This is a genomic window from Leucobacter sp. Psy1, from assembly GCF_020096995.1.
Lineage (GTDB): Bacteria > Actinomycetota > Actinomycetes > Actinomycetales > Microbacteriaceae > Leucobacter.
The window spans coordinates 700939-717834 of sequence record NZ_CP083692.1 but is presented as its reverse complement, the minus strand read 5'-3'; the positions used below and the strand labels follow the sequence as shown (position 1 = coordinate 717834).

Annotated in this window: 14 protein-coding genes; 8 read left to right on the top strand and 6 right to left on the bottom strand. The window is 68.3% G+C overall.

The genetic code is table 11. The features are described 5' to 3' along the window. Nucleotides 1-77 precede the first annotated feature (77 nt). Nucleotides 78-1094, bottom strand: a complete 1017-nt coding sequence (locus K8P10_RS03295; RefSeq protein WP_224780381.1) for a DNA topoisomerase IB — start codon at nt 1092-1094, stop codon at nt 78-80. Continuing rightward, nucleotides 1091-2671, bottom strand: a complete 1581-nt coding sequence (locus tag K8P10_RS03290; RefSeq protein WP_224780380.1) for an SDR family oxidoreductase — start codon at nt 2669-2671, stop codon at nt 1091-1093. The genes K8P10_RS03295 and K8P10_RS03290 overlap by 4 nt, the downstream gene beginning before the upstream one ends. 186 nt (nt 2672-2857) lie before the next feature. On the opposite strand from K8P10_RS03290, the gene K8P10_RS03285 reads away from it, so the two are divergent. The 3 genes from K8P10_RS03285 to K8P10_RS03275 are packed head-to-tail and all read left to right on the top strand — an operon-like array spanning nt 2858 to nt 4771. Continuing rightward, the gene (locus K8P10_RS03285; RefSeq protein ID WP_224780379.1) at nt 2858-3271 is read left to right on the top strand and encodes a DUF4383 domain-containing protein; all 414 of its coding nucleotides are present in this window, start codon (nt 2858-2860) and stop codon (nt 3269-3271) included. Beyond that, a complete protein-coding gene (locus K8P10_RS03280; protein WP_224780378.1) occupies nt 3271-3750 on the top strand; it encodes a hypothetical protein in 480 nt (159 codons plus the stop codon). Before K8P10_RS03285 ends, K8P10_RS03280 begins: the two co-directional genes overlap by 1 nt. 37 nt (nt 3751-3787) lie before the next feature. After that, on the top strand, nt 3788-4771 hold the full coding sequence (locus K8P10_RS03275) for an LLM class flavin-dependent oxidoreductase (protein ID WP_224780377.1): 984 nt from the start codon (nt 3788-3790) through the stop codon (nt 4769-4771). 19 nt (nt 4772-4790) lie between these two features. Here K8P10_RS03275 and K8P10_RS03270 read toward each other — a convergent pair whose 3' ends face one another. Both K8P10_RS03270 and K8P10_RS03265 read right to left on the bottom strand, forming a co-directional pair. Then, nucleotides 4791-5162: a cupredoxin domain-containing protein gene (locus tag K8P10_RS03270; RefSeq protein ID WP_224780376.1), complete on the bottom strand. Its 372-nt coding sequence runs from the start codon at nt 5160-5162 to the stop codon at nt 4791-4793. After that, nucleotides 5159-6619: an NAD(P)H-quinone dehydrogenase gene (locus K8P10_RS03265; RefSeq protein WP_224780375.1), complete on the bottom strand. Its 1461-nt coding sequence runs from the start codon at nt 6617-6619 to the stop codon at nt 5159-5161. Before K8P10_RS03265 ends, K8P10_RS03270 begins: the two co-directional genes overlap by 4 nt. Before the next feature lie 113 nt (nt 6620-6732). Here K8P10_RS03265 and K8P10_RS03260 point away from each other — a divergent pair, with 113 nt between their 5' ends. Both K8P10_RS03260 and K8P10_RS03255 read left to right on the top strand, forming a co-directional pair. Then, nucleotides 6733-9438 carry an aminotransferase class I/II-fold pyridoxal phosphate-dependent enzyme gene (locus tag K8P10_RS03260; protein ID WP_224780374.1) on the top strand — a complete coding sequence of 902 codons (2706 nt, stop codon included), beginning with the start codon at nt 6733-6735 and terminating at the stop codon, nt 9436-9438. 44 nt (nt 9439-9482) lie between these two features. Beyond that, a complete protein-coding gene (locus K8P10_RS03255) occupies nt 9483-10298 on the top strand; it encodes a purine-nucleoside phosphorylase (RefSeq protein ID WP_224780373.1) in 816 nt (271 codons plus the stop codon). 38 nt (nt 10299-10336) lie between these two features. Here the strand turns inward: K8P10_RS03255 and K8P10_RS03250 are convergent, their stop codons facing one another. Further along, entirely contained in the window at nt 10337-10735 is a 399-nt protein-coding gene (locus K8P10_RS03250; protein ID WP_224780372.1) for a CCDC90 family protein, read from the bottom strand. 240 nt (nt 10736-10975) lie between these two features. On the opposite strand from K8P10_RS03250, the gene K8P10_RS03245 reads away from it, so the two are divergent. The 3 genes from K8P10_RS03245 (at nt 10976) to K8P10_RS03235 (ending at nt 15232) form a co-directional block, all read left to right on the top strand. Continuing rightward, nucleotides 10976-12337 carry an MFS transporter gene (locus tag K8P10_RS03245; protein ID WP_224780371.1) on the top strand — a complete coding sequence of 454 codons (1362 nt, stop codon included), beginning with the start codon at nt 10976-10978 and terminating at the stop codon, nt 12335-12337. Between the two features lie 79 nt (nt 12338-12416). Beyond that, nucleotides 12417-14162, top strand: a complete 1746-nt coding sequence (locus K8P10_RS03240) for a phospho-sugar mutase (protein WP_224780370.1) — start codon at nt 12417-12419, stop codon at nt 14160-14162. After that, nucleotides 14159-15232, top strand: a complete 1074-nt coding sequence (locus K8P10_RS03235; protein WP_224780369.1) for an ADP/ATP-dependent (S)-NAD(P)H-hydrate dehydratase — start codon at nt 14159-14161, stop codon at nt 15230-15232. The genes K8P10_RS03240 and K8P10_RS03235 overlap by 4 nt, the downstream gene beginning before the upstream one ends. Before the next feature lie 20 nt (nt 15233-15252). Here K8P10_RS03235 and K8P10_RS03230 read toward each other — a convergent pair whose 3' ends face one another. Then, nucleotides 15253-16839: a TetR/AcrR family transcriptional regulator gene (locus tag K8P10_RS03230; protein ID WP_224780368.1), complete on the bottom strand. Its 1587-nt coding sequence runs from the start codon at nt 16837-16839 to the stop codon at nt 15253-15255. Nucleotides 16840-16896 lie beyond the last annotated feature (57 nt).

Here is a 16896-nt window from a genome sequence, read left to right as displayed (position 1 = left end):
ATTTCTCAGGATACTGGTCCGTCGCTGGAACGGGCACTGTGTCAGCCGTGGATCTGCTGAACTCGAGCATTCGCAGATCACTTCTCGGCGCGGATACCGAGAAGTTCGAGCGTTGCCCGCTCCAGGGCGGCCTGGTACACGTCCTGCCCCTCTTCGACTCCCGCGGCCGCGAGCGCCGGGGCCACAGTCACTCCGTGCTCGTACTGCTCCACGATCCTCGGATCCACGTACGAACTTCGCGCCACCGCTGGCGTGTTGCCGAGGTATCCGGAGACTTCTCTCATGGCGGCCGCGACGGCGCGCTTGCGCGAAGCGGCGGACTCGCCGTGCTCCTCGGTCCGCGCGAGCGCCGCTGCGGCGAGGACCGTGGCGTGCCAGGTGCGGAAGTCCTTGGCCGTGAGCTCCTCCCCCAGCTGATCGCGAAGATACTCGTTGACCGCTTCGGCTCCGAGATCGGTCCAGCGGTTCACACGCTTGTAGGCCAGGAGGCGATCGCTCCCTCCGCGTCGCCGACGCATGATGTCCACGGCGGTGATGGCGGCCCGATCATCGATCTCGATCCTGTGCTCGACCTGCGACTTCCCGACGAACGAGAACACGAGCACATCGCCGCGCTTCCGCACGTGTCGCCTGAGCAGCGTTGTCAGCCCGAAGGAGTCGTTCTCCGCGTATGCGTCTGATCCGATCCTGAAGTATCCGAGATCCAGAAGCCGCACTGCCGCGGCGGCCGCTCGCTCGAGACTCATGCCGTCCCGTCCGAGATCGGCGAGCATCGCCTCGCGCGCCGTCGGCAGCAGCGTGGCCGCCCGGGTGACCCGCTCGAACTTCTCATCGTCCCTCCGCCTGCGCCACTCGTCGTGATACCGGTACTGCCGTCGGCCCGCATCGTCGGTACCCACCGCCTGGAGGTGGCCGAGTGGGTCGGGGGTGATCCACACGTCGGTCCAGGCAGGCGGGATCGCGAGCGCTCGGATGCGCGAGATGTCCTCCGAGCCCAGGCGTTCGCCGTGCTCGTCGAGGTAGGTAAAGCCTCGCCCATGCCGTTTCCGCGTCCACCCCGGCCGGTCTGGCGAAGTGCGGCGCAACCGTGTCACTGCGCTGCTCCGGCGTCCGCCTCGGCCAGGTCAACGATCCGTCGCGACATGCCCGCGAAGATCAAGCCGTGGAACGGGAGCACCGCGAGCCAGTAGAGCCTGCCGCTGAGGCCCCTGGGGAAGAACACGGCGCGCTGCCGGTACTCGAGTCCATCGTCCCCTTCGGCGATCCCGAGTTCCAGCCAGGCCTGACCGGGCACCCGCATCTCGGCGCGCAGACGCAAGAGCTGCTCCGGTTCGCTCGCTTCGACCCGCCAGAAATCGATAACGTCGCCCACCCGCGCAGCGGAGCGGCTCCGCCGACCGCGCTGCAGTCCGACACCGCCGACAACCCGATCCATCCACCCGCGGATCGCCCACAGCAGCGGGGGCGAGTACCACCCGTTCGCTCCGCCGATGCCCTGGATCACGGACCACAGCGCCGCGCGAGACGCCACGGTGGCCCGGGAGCGGGTGTCGGTGAAGACCAGGTGCCCCGCCCAGTCCGGATCGCTGGGGAGCGGTTCGCTCGGAGCGCTCTGCACCGGCGCATCGACCCAGCTCGTCTCGACGCGATCGAACGCGATGCGTCCCATCGCGAGTCGCACCGCCTCACGATAGGGCGTGAGTCCGCCCGCAGGTCTCGGCATCATCTCGTCCACGTCATGGTCGTGCATGACGCAGTCGTTCTGCAAAGACTCCACGAGCGGGCCGGCGATTTGACGCGGAATAGGCGTCACGAGGCCCACCCAGTGCGAGGCCAGCCGGGGCGTGAAGACGGGCAGTGCCGCGATGCGACGCTGCGGCAGGCCGGCCACGACGGCGTACCCGTTCATCATCTGCCCGTACCGCAGTACGTCCGGTCCCCCGATATCGAGGGCGCGGGAGACTTCGGGGCTGACCCTGGCAGCGGCGAGGAGATAGTGCAGGACGTCGCGCACCGCGATCGGCTGGATGAAGTTGCGCACCCACCTCGGCGCAGGCATGTACGGCAGCACCTCGGTGAGATGCCGGACCATTTCGAAGGACGCAGAGCCTGACCCGATGACCACTCCCGCCCGGAGCACGAGCGTCGGCACCCCGGATCCGAGCAGAATCTCACCGACCTCCTTCCGCGACGCCAAGTGGTCCGACAGTTCGGCGTCGTGCGGAAAGAGCCCACCGAGATAGATGATTCGCCGAACTTCCGCGCGAGCCGCTGCGACCGCGACCGCCTGAGCGATCTCCCGGTCTTTCGATGCGAAGCCTTTGCCACCGGACATCGAGTGGACGAGGAAGTAGGCGGTGTCAACGCCGTCCATCGCGCGGACGAGAGCCTCGACGTCGCTGGCGTCACCGGTCTCGACCTCGACCTCGCCGGCCCAGGGGAGCGAGGCGAGTCGCTCGGGCGATCGGACGAGCACGCGCACCCGGTACCCGGCGTTCAGCAGCCGAGGGGCGAGCCGACCTCCGAGATACCCGGTGGCGCCAAGCACGAGCACGCGGGGAACCGCGCCCTCCGCATCTACCGGGGCACGAAGAGCCGATTCGTGGCCCGTGGGGTCGCTGAGCGCACCTCCCGGATCGGCAGCCGCGTGTCGCGCGTTATCGTTTGACATGGAGTGATTGTTGCAGGTGGGAAACTTTCTCGGAAAGGGGTGGCGCTCAAGCGCCGGCGACCTGTACACATGGAGGGCCCCGGTGCGGGCGCACAGAATCTTCCAAACCGGCTCTGAGTCCGCTCCGAATAGGGGGTAAACGCCACGCTGATGGCGACCGTTGTTATCCCAGAAAGGACTCTCACCATGAAGAACTCACCGAACCGTCTGCTCGGCGTCGTCTTCGGCGCCGTCTACCTGCTCGTAGGCCTCCTTGGATTCACCGTGACCGGCGGGGTCGACTTCATCGCCACCGACGGCGGTCTGCTCCTCGGCATCTTCGAGGTGAATCCGCTGCACAACGTCGCCCACCTGCTGATCGGCGCGGTGCTGCTCATCGCAGGCCTCGCGTCGACCCCGGCCGCCAAGGGCGCCAACGGCGTGATCGGTGCCGCCTACCTGCTGCTCGGCATTGTCGGCTTCTTCATCGCCGATACCGCGGCGAACATCCTCGCGCTGAACACCGCAGACCACGTGCTTCACCTGGGCAGCGCACTGGTTCTGCTCGGGGTCGCTATCGCAGCCGACAAGCGCGTCACCGCTTCGGGACCCGTGCGCTGATGTTCGGGCAGATCTGGTCGGCTCTAGCATCGCTAGGATCCGGACTCATCTTCTTCGCTGTCGCGGCTGGGAGCGAGTGGTGGCTGGCCGCTCCCCTCATCGCTATGGCGCTTGCGGAGACCGGGTACGGGCTCGCGGTACTCAGAGCCGGCCGGGTTGTCGCCCCGCGAGCTGCGATCACCGGCAGCGTGGCGGCGATGCTGCTCGCCTTCGGTCTCCTCTTCACCTCGACGATCGGTTTCGTTCCGGCGATCGCCATGATCGGCCTGCACTGGATCGTCGCCGTGCTCGCCGCTCTCGTGCTCAGGAGCCGCCGTTCGGAGCAGCGGGCACCGGCTGGGCATCCCCGACCCGGCGCGTTCGCGCTCTCCATGACGGTCGCCGCGCTGGTCGTCTCTGCCGTCACCACGCCGGCGCTCGCCAACACGGGTCCAGGCGAGTTCGCCGTTCCGCACGGGACGCTCCACCAGCACCACTAGCGGGAATACCGGGTGCGGCGGAGCGTTGCACTCCGGTATGGCACTTCCTCCGCTCTCGATTCTCGACCTGGCCACCGTTGAACCGGACGGGAGCATACGCGACGCGTTCGCGCACTCCGTGAACGTCGCTCAGAGCGCCGAACGCAGTGGGTATCAGCGCGTCTGGTACGCCGAGCACCACAACATGCCGTCGATCGCCTCCAGCGCGACGGCGGTCTTGATCGCCCACGTCGCGGCGCGCACCGAGAACATCCGGCTCGGCGCGGGCGGCGTGATGCTGCCCAACCATTCGCCCCTCGTCATCGCCGAGCAGTTCGGCACCCTCGCCGAGCTATCGCCCGGCCGCATCGACCTGGGGCTCGGCCGCGCGCCGGGGACGGATGGGGCCACCTTCCGCGCCCTCCGGAGAAGCCACGCGTCGGCCGACAACTTCCCGAACGACGTACTCGAGCTCCAGCGGTTCTTGAGCGACGAGATCCCGCCGTCGCAGGTCAATGCGTACCCGGGCCGCGGCACGGAGGTTCCGCTTTGGATCCTCGGCTCGAGCATGTTCGGCGCCAGCCTCGCCGCGCAACTCGGCCTCCCGTACTCCTTCGCGTCGCACTTCGCGCCGCAGCTGCTGCACTCGGCGATCGAGCACTATCGCGCCCACTACGTGCCCAGCGAGCGCAACCCAGAACCGTACGTGATGGCGGGGGTGAACGTGGTCGCCGCAGAGTCGGACGAGGCAGCCGAGGCCCTGCACGCACGCGCAGAGGTCAGCCGCGTACGCGGGTTCCTCTCACGAGGACGCGATATTCCCCTCACCGAGGACGAGGCGGCCTCGCTCATCGATACGCCTGCCGGCCGGGAGATCCGGGGAATGATGCAGCACACCGCGGTCGGCGGTCGCGAGCGGGTCCACCGGGAACTCGAGTCGTTCGCCGCGAGCGCCGGCGCCGACGAGCTGATCACCGTTCACATTGCCCCGACGCGCGCGGAACAGCTCGCTTCGGTGAGGATCACGGCACCAGACGCCTGACGCCAGGCGTACGGCCGCCCTATGCGACGACGCGGACGACGCCGGTCATCTCGGGGTGCACCGAGCAGTCGTAGGCGAACTCCCCCGCCGCGTCGAAGACGTGGGTGTACGTTCCCGACTGCATGAGCTCGCTGACGAACTCGCCGTCTTCCGCGACGACGTCGTGCTCCATGCTGCCCGCGAACTCCCAGGTCACGGCATCGCCGACGGAAATCTCGACATCGGCGGGCTCGTACCGGTTATCGACGACGGTCACCGTGACGGCCGCGGTCGCGCCGTCGTCGGAAGGCACGGCTTCCGGCTTGGCGGGAGCGCAGCCGGTGACGCCGACGAGCAGCGCGAGGGCCGCGACACCGGCGAGACCGCCCGTGACCGCGCGGCGTCCGATCACTCGACGACCTCGACGCCGTACTGCATGTGCATGGCGCGCGCCGCATCGGTGATCGCACCCGTCAGCGACGGGTAGACGGCGAAGGCGGAGGCCACCTGATCGACCGTGAGCCGGTGCTCGACGGCGAGCGCCAGCGGGAAAACGAGTTCGGAGGCGCGCGGGGCGACGATGACACCTCCGATGACGGTGCCGGAGACCTTCCACGCGAAGAGCTTCACGAATCCGTCCTTGATCCCGACCATCTTCGCGCGCGGATTCACGGGGAGCGGGATCGTGTGGGAGACCGCCTTGGCCATGTCGGATGCCCCGGCGAGGGATTTCTCGTTCCAGCCCACCGTCGCGATCTCGGGACTCGTGAACACGTTGGCGGCGACGTTCCGCAGATTCAGTGGACGAACGAAGTCGCCGAGCGCGTGCATGATGGCCGTGCGGCCCTGCATCGAGGCGACCGAAGCCAGGGGGAGCATGGCGGTGCAGTCGCCAGCCGCGTAGATCGACGGCACCGACGTGCGGGCGACCTTGTTCACGTAGATGTGCCCGCTCTCGGTGAGCTCGATGCCCGCGGCTCGGAGCCCGATGCCCTGCGTGTTCGGCAGCGACCCGACCGCCATGAGGCAGTGGGATCCGGTCACCTCGCGGCCGTCCGCGAGCTTGACCAGGACGCCGTCCTCGGTGCGGGTCACCGACTCCGCGCGCGACTTCGACATCACGTTCATGCCGATGCGCTTGAACGCCGACTCGATGACCGCTGCCGCGTCGGCGTCCTCGCCGGGGAGCACCTGGTCTCGGCTGGAGACGAGCGTGACCTCTGCACCCAGGGTGCGATAGGCATTGGCGAATTCGGCACCGGTGACGCCCGAGCCGACGACGATGAGGTGCTCGGGGATCGACCGGAGCTCGTACAACTGCTTCCAGGTGAGGATCCGCTCGCCGTCGGGCTTGGCCGAGTCGAGCTCTCGGGGCCGCGAGCCGGTCGCGATGACGAGGGTGTCGCCCTCGATCCGATCGAAGTCGGTGCCGCTGTCGCCCGCAGCGGTCGAGACGACGACCGCGTTCGGTCCGTCGAGACGACCCTCGCCGTGCACTACGCGCACACCGGCCTCCTGCAGTGCGTTCAGCATGTCGACCGACTGCGCACCTGCCATGGCGAGAAGCCGCTTGTTGACAGCGGCGAGGTTCACGGCGACCTCGGGCCGCACGGGCTTGCCCCCGCTCCCCGGAAGGAACGACTGCACGCCAAGGATGTCGGAGGAGCGGACGGCGGAAACGGCATCCGCCGTCGCGATGAGACTCTTCGAGGGAACGACGTCGGTCAGCACGGTCGCTCCGCCGACGCCTTCGCGCTCGATGAGGGTCACATCGGCACCGAGCTGAGCTCCGGCGAGCGCCGCCTCGTACCCGCCGGGGCCGCCGCCCAGAACCACGATCCTGTCTTTGCGGTCTCTCGCTCTCGCCATGACCGTCAGTTTACCGCTCATGCGCGGGGGCGACTGCACGATTACGTACACTCGTCGAAGACACGGTATGGTCCAGGCATCGGGCACCGAGCAGCGCAGCTGAGGGGATTGAGATGGCGGAACGCAGGACACTCGAGCGAGACCCCGGAATGCCGACGAGCAGCTGGCGATTGCGGAGCGACGCGTGGGAGTACCTCCGTTTCGCGGTGAAGCGCCTGGTCCACTCGGATGACCCGGGTGCCCTTTCGCACGACAGCGAGCTGTTCCGCTCGCTCCGCGCCCTCGAGACCATCGAGATGTACTGGGCGGGCTTCGGCCAGCGCTACGTCGCGGCGATCGCCGAGCTTCTGGAGGAGGGCGAGTATCAGCTCGCCCTCGAGCGCATCGGCCGCGTCGTGCAGCGCCTGCGCGGCAGTTCGGTCCCCGACGATCCGCGCGAGGATCAGCTCGACGACGCCGAGCGCGCCGAATGGCAGGACGACGGGGATCCCCGCCCGCGCTTCGAGGTGCTGGTCGTCGACGAGACCACCGCGGCCGACCGCGACGCCCTGCACTCGGAAGCGCTGCGTCTCCGGGGACCGGCCGATTCGTTCATCTACGACTTCGTCATCGTCCCATCCGCCGACGACGCGATCGCCGCCGTCCTCACGAACCCGAAGATTCTCGCGTGCATCGTCCGCCCGGGGTTCAGCGACCGGACGCATCAGCCCCTGAGCCGCGATCTGCGCGACACCATCGACCTGGCCAGGGAGACGGCCGGACTGCACCCGGACTCCTCAAAGAGCGCGCTGGCCTCCGTGCAGCGTGTGCTCGGACTCGCCGACACTCTCGCCGCGCTCCGGCCGGAACTCGACCTCTACCTCGTCGCCGGAGCGCACATCGAAGATCTCGCTGGCGTGCTCACGCGGCGCTTCCGCCGCGTCTTCCGGCGCGAGGACCAGCTGGAGCTCCATCTCACGCTCCTCCGCCGCATCTCCCACCTCTACGACGCCCCGTTCTTCTCGGCGATCCAGTACCACGCACGGCGCCCCGTCGGCGTGTTCCACGCGCTGCCGATCGCTCGCGGTGGGTCGGTGGTGAACTCGAAGTGGATCAAGGATCTCGTCGACTTCTACGGACTCAACCTCCTGCTTGCCGAGACGAGCGCGACCTCGGGTGGGCTCGACTCGCTCCTCGCCCCGACGGGAGCGATCAAGAAGGCCCAGGATCTCGCCGCGCGTGCATTCGGGGCGAAGCGGTCGTTCTTTGTGACGAACGGCACGTCGACCGCGAACAAGATCGTGCATCAGGCTCTCGTCTCCCCCGGCGACGTCGTACTCGTCGACCGCAACTGCCACAAGTCGCACCACCACGCGATGATGCTCACCGGTGGCCGGACGGCGTACCTGGAGGCGTATCCGCTGGACGAGTTCGCGTTCTATGGCGCCGTGCCGTTGAGCCGGGTCAAGCAGCTATTGCTCGACTACCGTGCCGCGGGCAGGCTCGATGAGGTGCGCATGATCACGCTCACGAACTGCACCTTCGACGGCATTGTCTACGATCCGGAGCGGGTCATGGCGGAGTGCCTGGCGATCAAGCCCGACCTCGTCTTCCTGTGGGACGAAGCGTGGTTCGCGTTCGCCGCGTTCCACCCGGTCACGCGCCGCCGCACGGCCATGGCTGCCGCGAAGCGACTCGAGCAGCGCTTGAAGACGGCGGCGCACGCCTCCGCTTACCGTGAGCAGCAGAGCCGGCTGTTCGATGAGAGCGGCGCCCCCGCCGCCGATTCCGTGTGGGTCGGTGAGCGCCTCATCCCGAGTCCAGACGCCCGGATCCGGGTGTACGCCACCCACTCCACGCACAAGACGCTGACCGCCCTGCGCCAGGGGTCGATGATCCACGTGTACGACCAGGATTGGGTGCGCGACGCCGAGGAGTCCTTCCACGAGGCGTTCATGACGCACACGTCGACGTCACCGAACTACCAGATCCTCGCCTCGCTCGACCTCGGCAGACGGCAGGTCGAGCTCGAGGGATTCGCGCTCGTGCAGCGGCAGCTGGATCTCGCGAGCAGCCTGGCGCAGGCCATCGCGCGTCATCCCCTCCTCAGGCGCACCTTCCGCGTCCTGAGCGCCAATGAGCTCATTCCGCCTGAGCACCGTGAAACCCGCCGCCCCATGCCGTTGCGCGACGGACTCGCAACGATGTGGCGCGCGTGGGACGCCGACGAGTTCGTCGTCGACCCGAGCCGGGTGACGGTCGAGATCAGCCGCACCGGCGTCGACGGCGACACCTTCAAACACGAGCACCTCATGGACCGCTACGGGATCCAGGTCAACAAGACCAGCCGCAACACGGTGCTGTTCATGACGAACATCGGCACCACGCGGAGCGCGATCGCGTACTTGATCGAGGTCCTCGTCAAGCTGGCCGAGCGCTTCGAGGACGAGCAGGCGCAGCGGGACCCGGAGATCACCCGGAGCCGTGACGATGATATGCCGCCGCTCCCCGACTTCAGCGCCTTCGCAGATGGATACGACGCCGGCGACGGCCTGCCGGACGGTGATCTGCGCACGGCGTTCTTCGAGGGCCAGCGGCGCGGAGCAGTTGAGCACGTGCAGCCGGAGGAGCTCCGTCGACGCGTCGAGCAGGGCCTCCGTCCCGTCTCGGGCGGCTTCGTGACGCCGTACCCTCCGGGATTCCCCGTACTGGTGCCCGGTCAGGTGATCACCGCCGAGATTCTCGACTTCATGAGTGCGCTCGACACCCGCGAGATCCACGGGTACGACCCCGCCCGCGGGTACCGCGTCTTGAAGGGGGAGGTCGCCCACGCCGAGTGAGCGCTGATCTTGCCTCAGGCGGCCGGGTCGGCCAGTCTGGGAGTATGAGCCACGAGAACGATCCCGCCGCACTCGCACAAGACGCCGCACGCATCCTCACCGAGCGCGCGGGCGTCGAGCGCTTCGACATCGCACTGACCCTGGGCAGCGGTTGGCGCCGGGCGGCGGATCTCATCGGTGAGGTCGTCAGCACGGTTCCGGCAGCCGAGGTTCCCGGCTTTCACGCCTCTGGCGTGGCCGGGCACGGGGGCGACCTGCGCACGGTGCGGATGCCCGACGGGCGTCACGCCCTCATCATCGGCGCGCGCACCCATCTCTACGAGGGGCGGGGCGTGCGGGCAGTGGTCCACGGTGTGCGCACCGCCGCCGCAGCCGGGGCGGGGATCGCGGTCCTCACCAACGGTGCGGGTGGCTTGGACCCGGCGTTCGGGGCGGGCGACACCATGCTCATCAACGACCATCTGAATCTCACGGGCGAATCTCCGATCGAGGGCGCCCACTTCATCGATCTGACGGACCTGTACGCGGAGCGCTTGCGCGCGGTGGTCCGGTCTGTCGACCCGTCGATCCGTGAGGGCGTCTACGCTCAGGTGCGCGGTCCGCATTACGAGACTCCTGCGGAATCGCGGTACCTGCGGTTGATCGGCGGAACGGCTGTCGGCATGTCGACTGCCGTCGAGGCGATCGCGGCGCGTGAGGCGGGGATGGAGGTGCTCGGACTCACGCTGGTGACGAACCCTGCGACGAACCAGGACGGGCCTCCGCTCGATCACGCCGAGGTCTTGGCGGCCGGACAGGCCGCGGAGGGCCGTCTCGGCGAGTTCCTCGCGCGGGTCGTGCCGCAGCTGACGACTCTCTGAGCTGAACGCTCGCCAGCTCGGCGTGTTCCGCCGCACGTCTATCCGCGTGAGCTGCTCAGTTCGGAGCGCACATCGGCGCGCACGTCAGTGACGTGGTCACGCAAATCGCTCACCTCGGTGCGCAGTCCGACGACATCACCACGCAGGCCCGTCACCTCGCCGCGCATGCCTGTCACCTCATCGCGCAGGTTGGCGACCTCACCGCGCACCGCGGTGAGATCGGTGCGCGTCTCTGCGCGCACGCCCCGAATCTCCCCCTGCACAGTATGGATCTCCGCGCGCATTTCGGACCGGAGGCCGCCGACCTCTGATCGGAGTTGCGAGCCAAGCGACTCCGATTGCCGGTCCATGCGCAGTACCAACCAGGCGAACCCACCGACCATGACGAGCAGGAACGTCGCGGCGCTGACGATGGTCGCGATCACTTCGGGAGTCATATACACATCTCCAGTATGCCACTTTTATAATACGCAGTATCAGTCTTCCGCAAGATTACGAGAATCTCCCCCGCGGCCACCGCTCCCGGCGAAGCGGTGTGCACAACATGCCCCATTGCGAACAAGTACGCAAGTTGTGCACGAACGCGCTCACGAGACGGAGGCGCGACGATTCGTGCGAGCGACACGCGCGGCGTACAATGTCACGCGGCCCAATCCGCAATCAGTGAAAGTGCTCACGTGACTTCTTCCGCCCCCGCCCAGCCCGTCGCGCCCGCCGCGCCCCGGAACTCGCGATCGCGAGTCATCCTCGCGAGCCTCATCGGCACGACGATCGAGTTCTACGACTTCTACGTCTACGCGACGGCGGCCGTCCTCGTCTTCCCCCACCTCTTCTTCCCGTCCGAGAACGAGACGACCGCACTGCTCGCGTCGTTCGCCACGTTCGGCGCAGCGATGCTTGCTCGCCCCCTCGGCGCGGTGTTCTTCGGCCACCTGGGTGACCGCATCGGCCGGAAGACGACGCTGGTCGCTTCGCTCCTGACCATGGGCATCGCGACCTTCCTCATCGGTCTGCTGCCGACTCACGCGTCGATCGGCGCAGGGGCCGCCATGCTCCTGCTACTCATGCGACTCGCGCAGGGGTTCGCCATCGGAGGCGAATGGTCGGGCGCCGCTCTGATCGCGACCGAGAACGCTCCTGAGGGTAAGCGCGCCTGGTACGGCACGTTCCCGCAGCTCGGCGCTCCGCTCGGCTTCATCATCGCGAACCTCCTGTTCTACGGAATCAACCTCGCACTCGCCGATCCGGCGAACCCGGGTCAGCCGTCCGAGGCCTTCCTTTCCTGGGGCTGGCGCATTCCGTTCCTCTTCTCTGCCGTGATGGTGATCGTCGGCCTCTGGGTCCGCCTGAAGCTCGTCGAGTCCAGCGCGTTCGAGCGCACGAAGACCCAGGGGCGCGTGAAGCGCATGCCGCTCGCCGAGGCGTTCAAGTTCCACTGGAAGGGCCTGATTCTCGGCACCTTCGCGATGCTCGCCACGTACGTGCTCTTCTACCTCATGACCTCCTACACGCTGACGTTCGGCACCCGACCCGCTGATGCTGATGTGCCGGGGCTCGGATACACGTACAACTCCTTCATCCTCATGCTCGTGTTCGGCGTGGTCTTCTTCGGTATCTTCACCCTGGTCTCGGGGCCGCTCGCCGATCGCTTCGGCCGTCGCCGGACGCTGATGGTCGTGACGTCGGCGATCATCCTCTTCGGCTTCACGTTCGTCCCGCTGCTCGGCAGCGACAACACCGCCGTCGTGATGTTCTTCCTGGCGCTCGGGTTCACGCTCATGGGTCTCACGTTCGGCCCGATGGGCGCGTTCCTCCCCGAGATGTTCCCCACGAACGTCCGGTACACGGGCTCCGCGATTTCGTACAACGTCTCGTCAATCCTCGGCGCAGCGCTCGCCCCGATCGTCGCTGTCTGGCTGTGGACGATGGCCGAGGGCAGCCCCGGCCTCGTCGGCCTGTACCTCTCCGGTGCCGCTGTACTGACTCTGATCTCGCTGATCCTGACGAAGGAGACGAAGTCGGTCAATATGGAGGATTGAGCGCTGCTCCCGGTCCGGTCAACCCTCGGGTGCGAAGCGGTATCGTAGGCTCCATCACACTTCAGGATGGAGTACCGGCATGGCAGAATTCGATCCGAGCGAGCGCCCACTGATCGAGCGGGCACGCGCGTGGGCCGCACAGGATCCTGACCCGGAGACCCGCCGGGAGACCGAGCGACTGATCGCCGCGGTCGAAGCCGGAGACGACGAGGCGACGCTGGAACTCGACGATGCGTTCGGCGGTCGCCTCGCTTTCGGCACAGCAGGTCTGCGCGGAGCGCTCGGGCCCGGTCCGCGCCGCATGAATCGCGCGGTGGTCATCCAGACCACCGCGGGTTTCGCCGAGTTCCTGCTCGAGCGAGCCGGGCGCGGCGAAACCTCGTCACCGCCCTCGATCGTGATCGGCTACGACGGTCGCGTCAATTCTGATGTCTTCGCTCGAGATGTGGCGGAGGTCATGGCAGGGGCGGGAATTTCGGTGACGCTCTTCCCTGAGCCGGTCCCGACTCCCGCGACGGCGTTCGCAGTTCGCAACCTGGACGCGTCCGCCGGCGTCATGGTGACTGCGAGCCACAATCCACCCAGGGACAACGGCTACAAGGTGTACCTCGGGGACGCCGATCAGGGCTCTCAGATTATCCCCCCGGACGACGCGGCGATCGCGAGGCACATCGACGCCGCCGCCGCACGTTCGCTCGACAGCTTCCCGCTGGCGGAGGATTACCGGGTCGCCGGCCCGGAGCTGCTCGATGCGTACGTCGAATCGACGGCGCAGGCCGTGTCCGCGGGGTCGCCGCTGGAGGGGCGTGCGGACGCATCGCTCCGCATCGCCTACACCGCGATGCACGGTGTCGGATCGGCACCCGCGCGGCGCGTCTGGAACCTGGTCGGCCTCCCTGACGTGACCGTCGTACCGGAGCAGGACCATCCGGACGGCGCCTTTTCCACGGTGGCCTTCCCGAATCCCGAAGAACCAGGCGCCCTCGACCTCGCGTTCCGCACCGCTCGCGATGTCGCGGCGGATCTCATCGTGGCCCACGACCCGGATGCCGACCGGCTCGCCATTGCGCTCCCCGACCCCGCGGCGCCAGAGGGCTACCGCCGGCTGACCGGCAACCAGCTCGGCTTCCTGCTCGGCTGGCGCGCGGCCGAACGGCACCGCGCCCTGCACGGCGATGCCCCCGGCGCACTCGCGTGCACCATCGTCTCGTCCCCCGCGCTCAGCGTCGTCGCCGATGACTACGGACTCGAGTACGCGGAGACGCTCTCCGGTTTCAAGTGGGTCTCCAGGGTCCCGCACCTCGTCTTCGGTTTCGAGGAGGCGCTCGGGTACCTCACCCATCCCGATGTGGTCCACGACAAGGATGGCATCTCGGCGAGCGCCGATGTCATCGCGCTCGCCGCGGAACTCGCCACCGAGGGGCGCACGCTCGCCGACCTACTGGATGAGGCCACCGAGCGATTCGGGCACTTCTCGAGCGGGCAGCTCACGGTGCGACTCGATTCGGCGGACGCCGTCGCGGCGCTCGCCGAGGTGGTGCGCTCGTCTCCCCCGACGGAGTTCGGAGGAGTCGCGATCGAGCGGACGAGCGATCTCCTGACTCCGGGACTCGCTGCCCAGCCGGCAAACGTACTCCGGTACGATCTCGCGGACGGTTCCCGGGTGATGATCCGCCCGAGCGGCACGGAGCCGAAGCTGAAGGTGTACATCGACACCTTCAGCGATACGGGGAGTGCCCGCGAGCGCCGGAAGGCGGCCGATGCAGCGCTCGCCGGCCTCGAGATCGCGGTCCAGGCCTTCCTCGACGAGTCGGTGGCATCGTGACTCCGGCGCCCAGTCGCCGAACGCGCCGAAGTGCCGCCGCGGACGCACCGGAATCCCAGTCCGTCACGGCAGAGCCCTGGGGCGAATCGCAGGCGGGAGCGTGGTTGCCCGCGCCTGGCGCGGCCGATGACAAGTACCGGCGCGGCGTGCTCGGTGCCCGCACCGGGTCAGCGCTCTTCCCCGGGGCGGCGGTGCTGAGTGTCGCGGCCGCCTGGCGCACGGGAATCGGCATGGTGCGGTACGTGCCCGCCCTGGACGACGGCGCTGCGGAGCATGGGCTGCCCTCGCCAGCAGCCGCGGTGCTGGCAGTGCACCCCGAGACCGTCTTCGGTCCCCCGTCCGACCTCACGAACTGCGACGCCTGGATCATCGGTTCCGGTACCGACCCGGACCAGCGGTCTGCTTCGGAGCGCGACGCGCTCCTGTCCATCCTCGCCGGCGCTTCCCCGGTGGTCGTCGATGCGGGTGCGCTCGACTTGGTGCACGAGGAGCGCCCGGTCGCGCCGGCGATCCTGACACCTCACGCCGGAGAGTTCACGCGGCTCTGGCAGGCGGCGGGGCTCGGAACGAAGCCCGACGGGTGGCCGGCCCGCACCCGGAGCAAGCGGGCCAGGCCGGTGAAGACGGAGGCCAGGGTCGCTGCGACACTGCAGCTCGCCGAGCGTCTCGGAACGACGGTGCTGCTCAAGGGGTCAACGTCGGTCACCGCGACTCCGGGCGGGCAGGCGTTCCTGACCGGACCGGCCACGCCGTGGCTCGCGACCGCGGGCACCGGGGATGTCCTTGCCGGAGTGCTGGGTGCGCTGGCAGCTGCGCAGAGCGACGCGATCCGTGAGGATCCCGAGCTCCTCGGAGCGATCGGCGCCTCGGCCGCGGTCGTGCACGACATCGCCGCACGGCTGGCGGCCGGTGCGATCGGCGAGACGACGGGCGGGAGCTCGGGTCACGCATCCGCCGGCTCTCCGATCACGGCGACCGACGTGATCGCTGCGGCCCCTGAGGCGGTGGCGCGGGTGCGCGCGACGCGGCCGACGACGTCACGACGTCGCCATCAGCAGTCTGCGGGGTAGCTCGTCCTTCGCAGGGCGCGTCACTCGCGACGGTCGCCGAGGGCGATCCCGGTGACTCCTCCTGGGAACTTCGCGACGACCCGATCCTCGCCCGATGCGATATCGATCTCGTGGATGGATCCACCCAGGTCTGAAACGTAGGCGACTCCCCGACGACGGTCGACGGCGAGACCAATCGCCTCCCGGAATCCGCGGGCGAGGATCTCGGGCGAGGCCCCGCGTTCCCCGCGTGCAGGGATCGGAGCACGGTTCAGCGTATTGCCGTCGGGCTCGGCTCCACGGTCCGTCCAGAAGAGCACACCCGAGTCGAGGTCGAGTTCGAGATCGATGGGTTCGGGAAGCCCTTCCCACAGCACCTCGATGTCGCTGCGGGCCTCGGCGGAATCGCCCGAGGGAAGCTCGAGACCGGCACGCAGGATCCGTCCTTTCCCACCCTTCGACGGTCCCTTCTGGGTCCAGTAGATGAACCCTCCCACCGGATCGGCGGCGACACCGACGCACTGATCCTCCGCAGAAGCAGGGGTCATCCCTGCGGTACGGACGAGCAGCGTCACGTCAGACCCATCGCGTTCGCTCCTGTACACGCCGCAGCCCTCGCGATCGGACCAGAACAGCCGGCCGCTGCCCGGGTCGCGCGCGAGCTGCTTGCCCGTCGTGAAGGCGCCGCGCTCGACCAGGGTCCGCGGTTCCCCACCTGCCAGTGGCACTGCCGCGACCGACCCGTTCGGACGCGTGAACGGCGGCTCGATACCCGGTTCGAACGCCGAGTCAGGAGCACCCATCAGAGTGAACACCGCTTCCCTGGCCTCGGGATCGATCACGATGCCGTCGGGAACCTCGCCGCTGATCGCTGCGAGCCGCTCGACGGCACCGGTCCTCGGTTCGATACGGTGCACCCCTCCTGGCGATGCGGTGAGGGCGTAGATGACGGGTGACTCCATAGCATTGCCTCCTCTGCTCGGTACTTCCGGCGTCGGGATCGATGCCGGTTGCGTCGTCGCGGGTGCCGCGAGTCCGCGGAGCGTTGAGAGAACGGTGTTCCGGCGGAGGCGCTCGGGCTCCTCCACCAGCACGCCCTGCAATACGGCACCCACGTGAGCGGCGATGATCACGCGGGTCGCTTCGGCGGGATCGACGGCGAGTTCCAGGCCGGAGAACGCGGCGAGATCCTCGACGAACGGCGTGAGTCCGCGGCGAAGATCTTCCGCGTGCACGTGCAGCGCGTCGGCGACGGCGGGATCCGCCGAGACGCGGAGCGCGAACGCGGCGCGCAGGGCGTACCAATGCGGGTCCGCGGGAACGATCCGCAGGAACCGCTCGACCGCGGCCTCCGCTCCGAGTTCGCCCGCTCCCATCTCTGCATCCGGGAACACCTGCGCGGCGGCAACCCGCTTGAGCAGTCGCTCCGTCTTCCGCTCGTACAGCGCGAAGAGCACGTCGTCGACCGAGGCGAAATTCGAGTAGAACGCCCCGCGAGTGAACCCGGCCCGCCCGCAGATGTCATCGATCCTGAGGCCCGTCGTCCCGCTCTCCGGGAGCAGAGTTTCGACCGCGTCGAGCAGGCGCGCCCGGGTGTTCGCTCGACGCCGAACGTCGGATGCTGCCATGCGTTCCTCGCTCTCCCACCCCCTGGCGCGACCGGCACCATCGGGTACATAATGAAC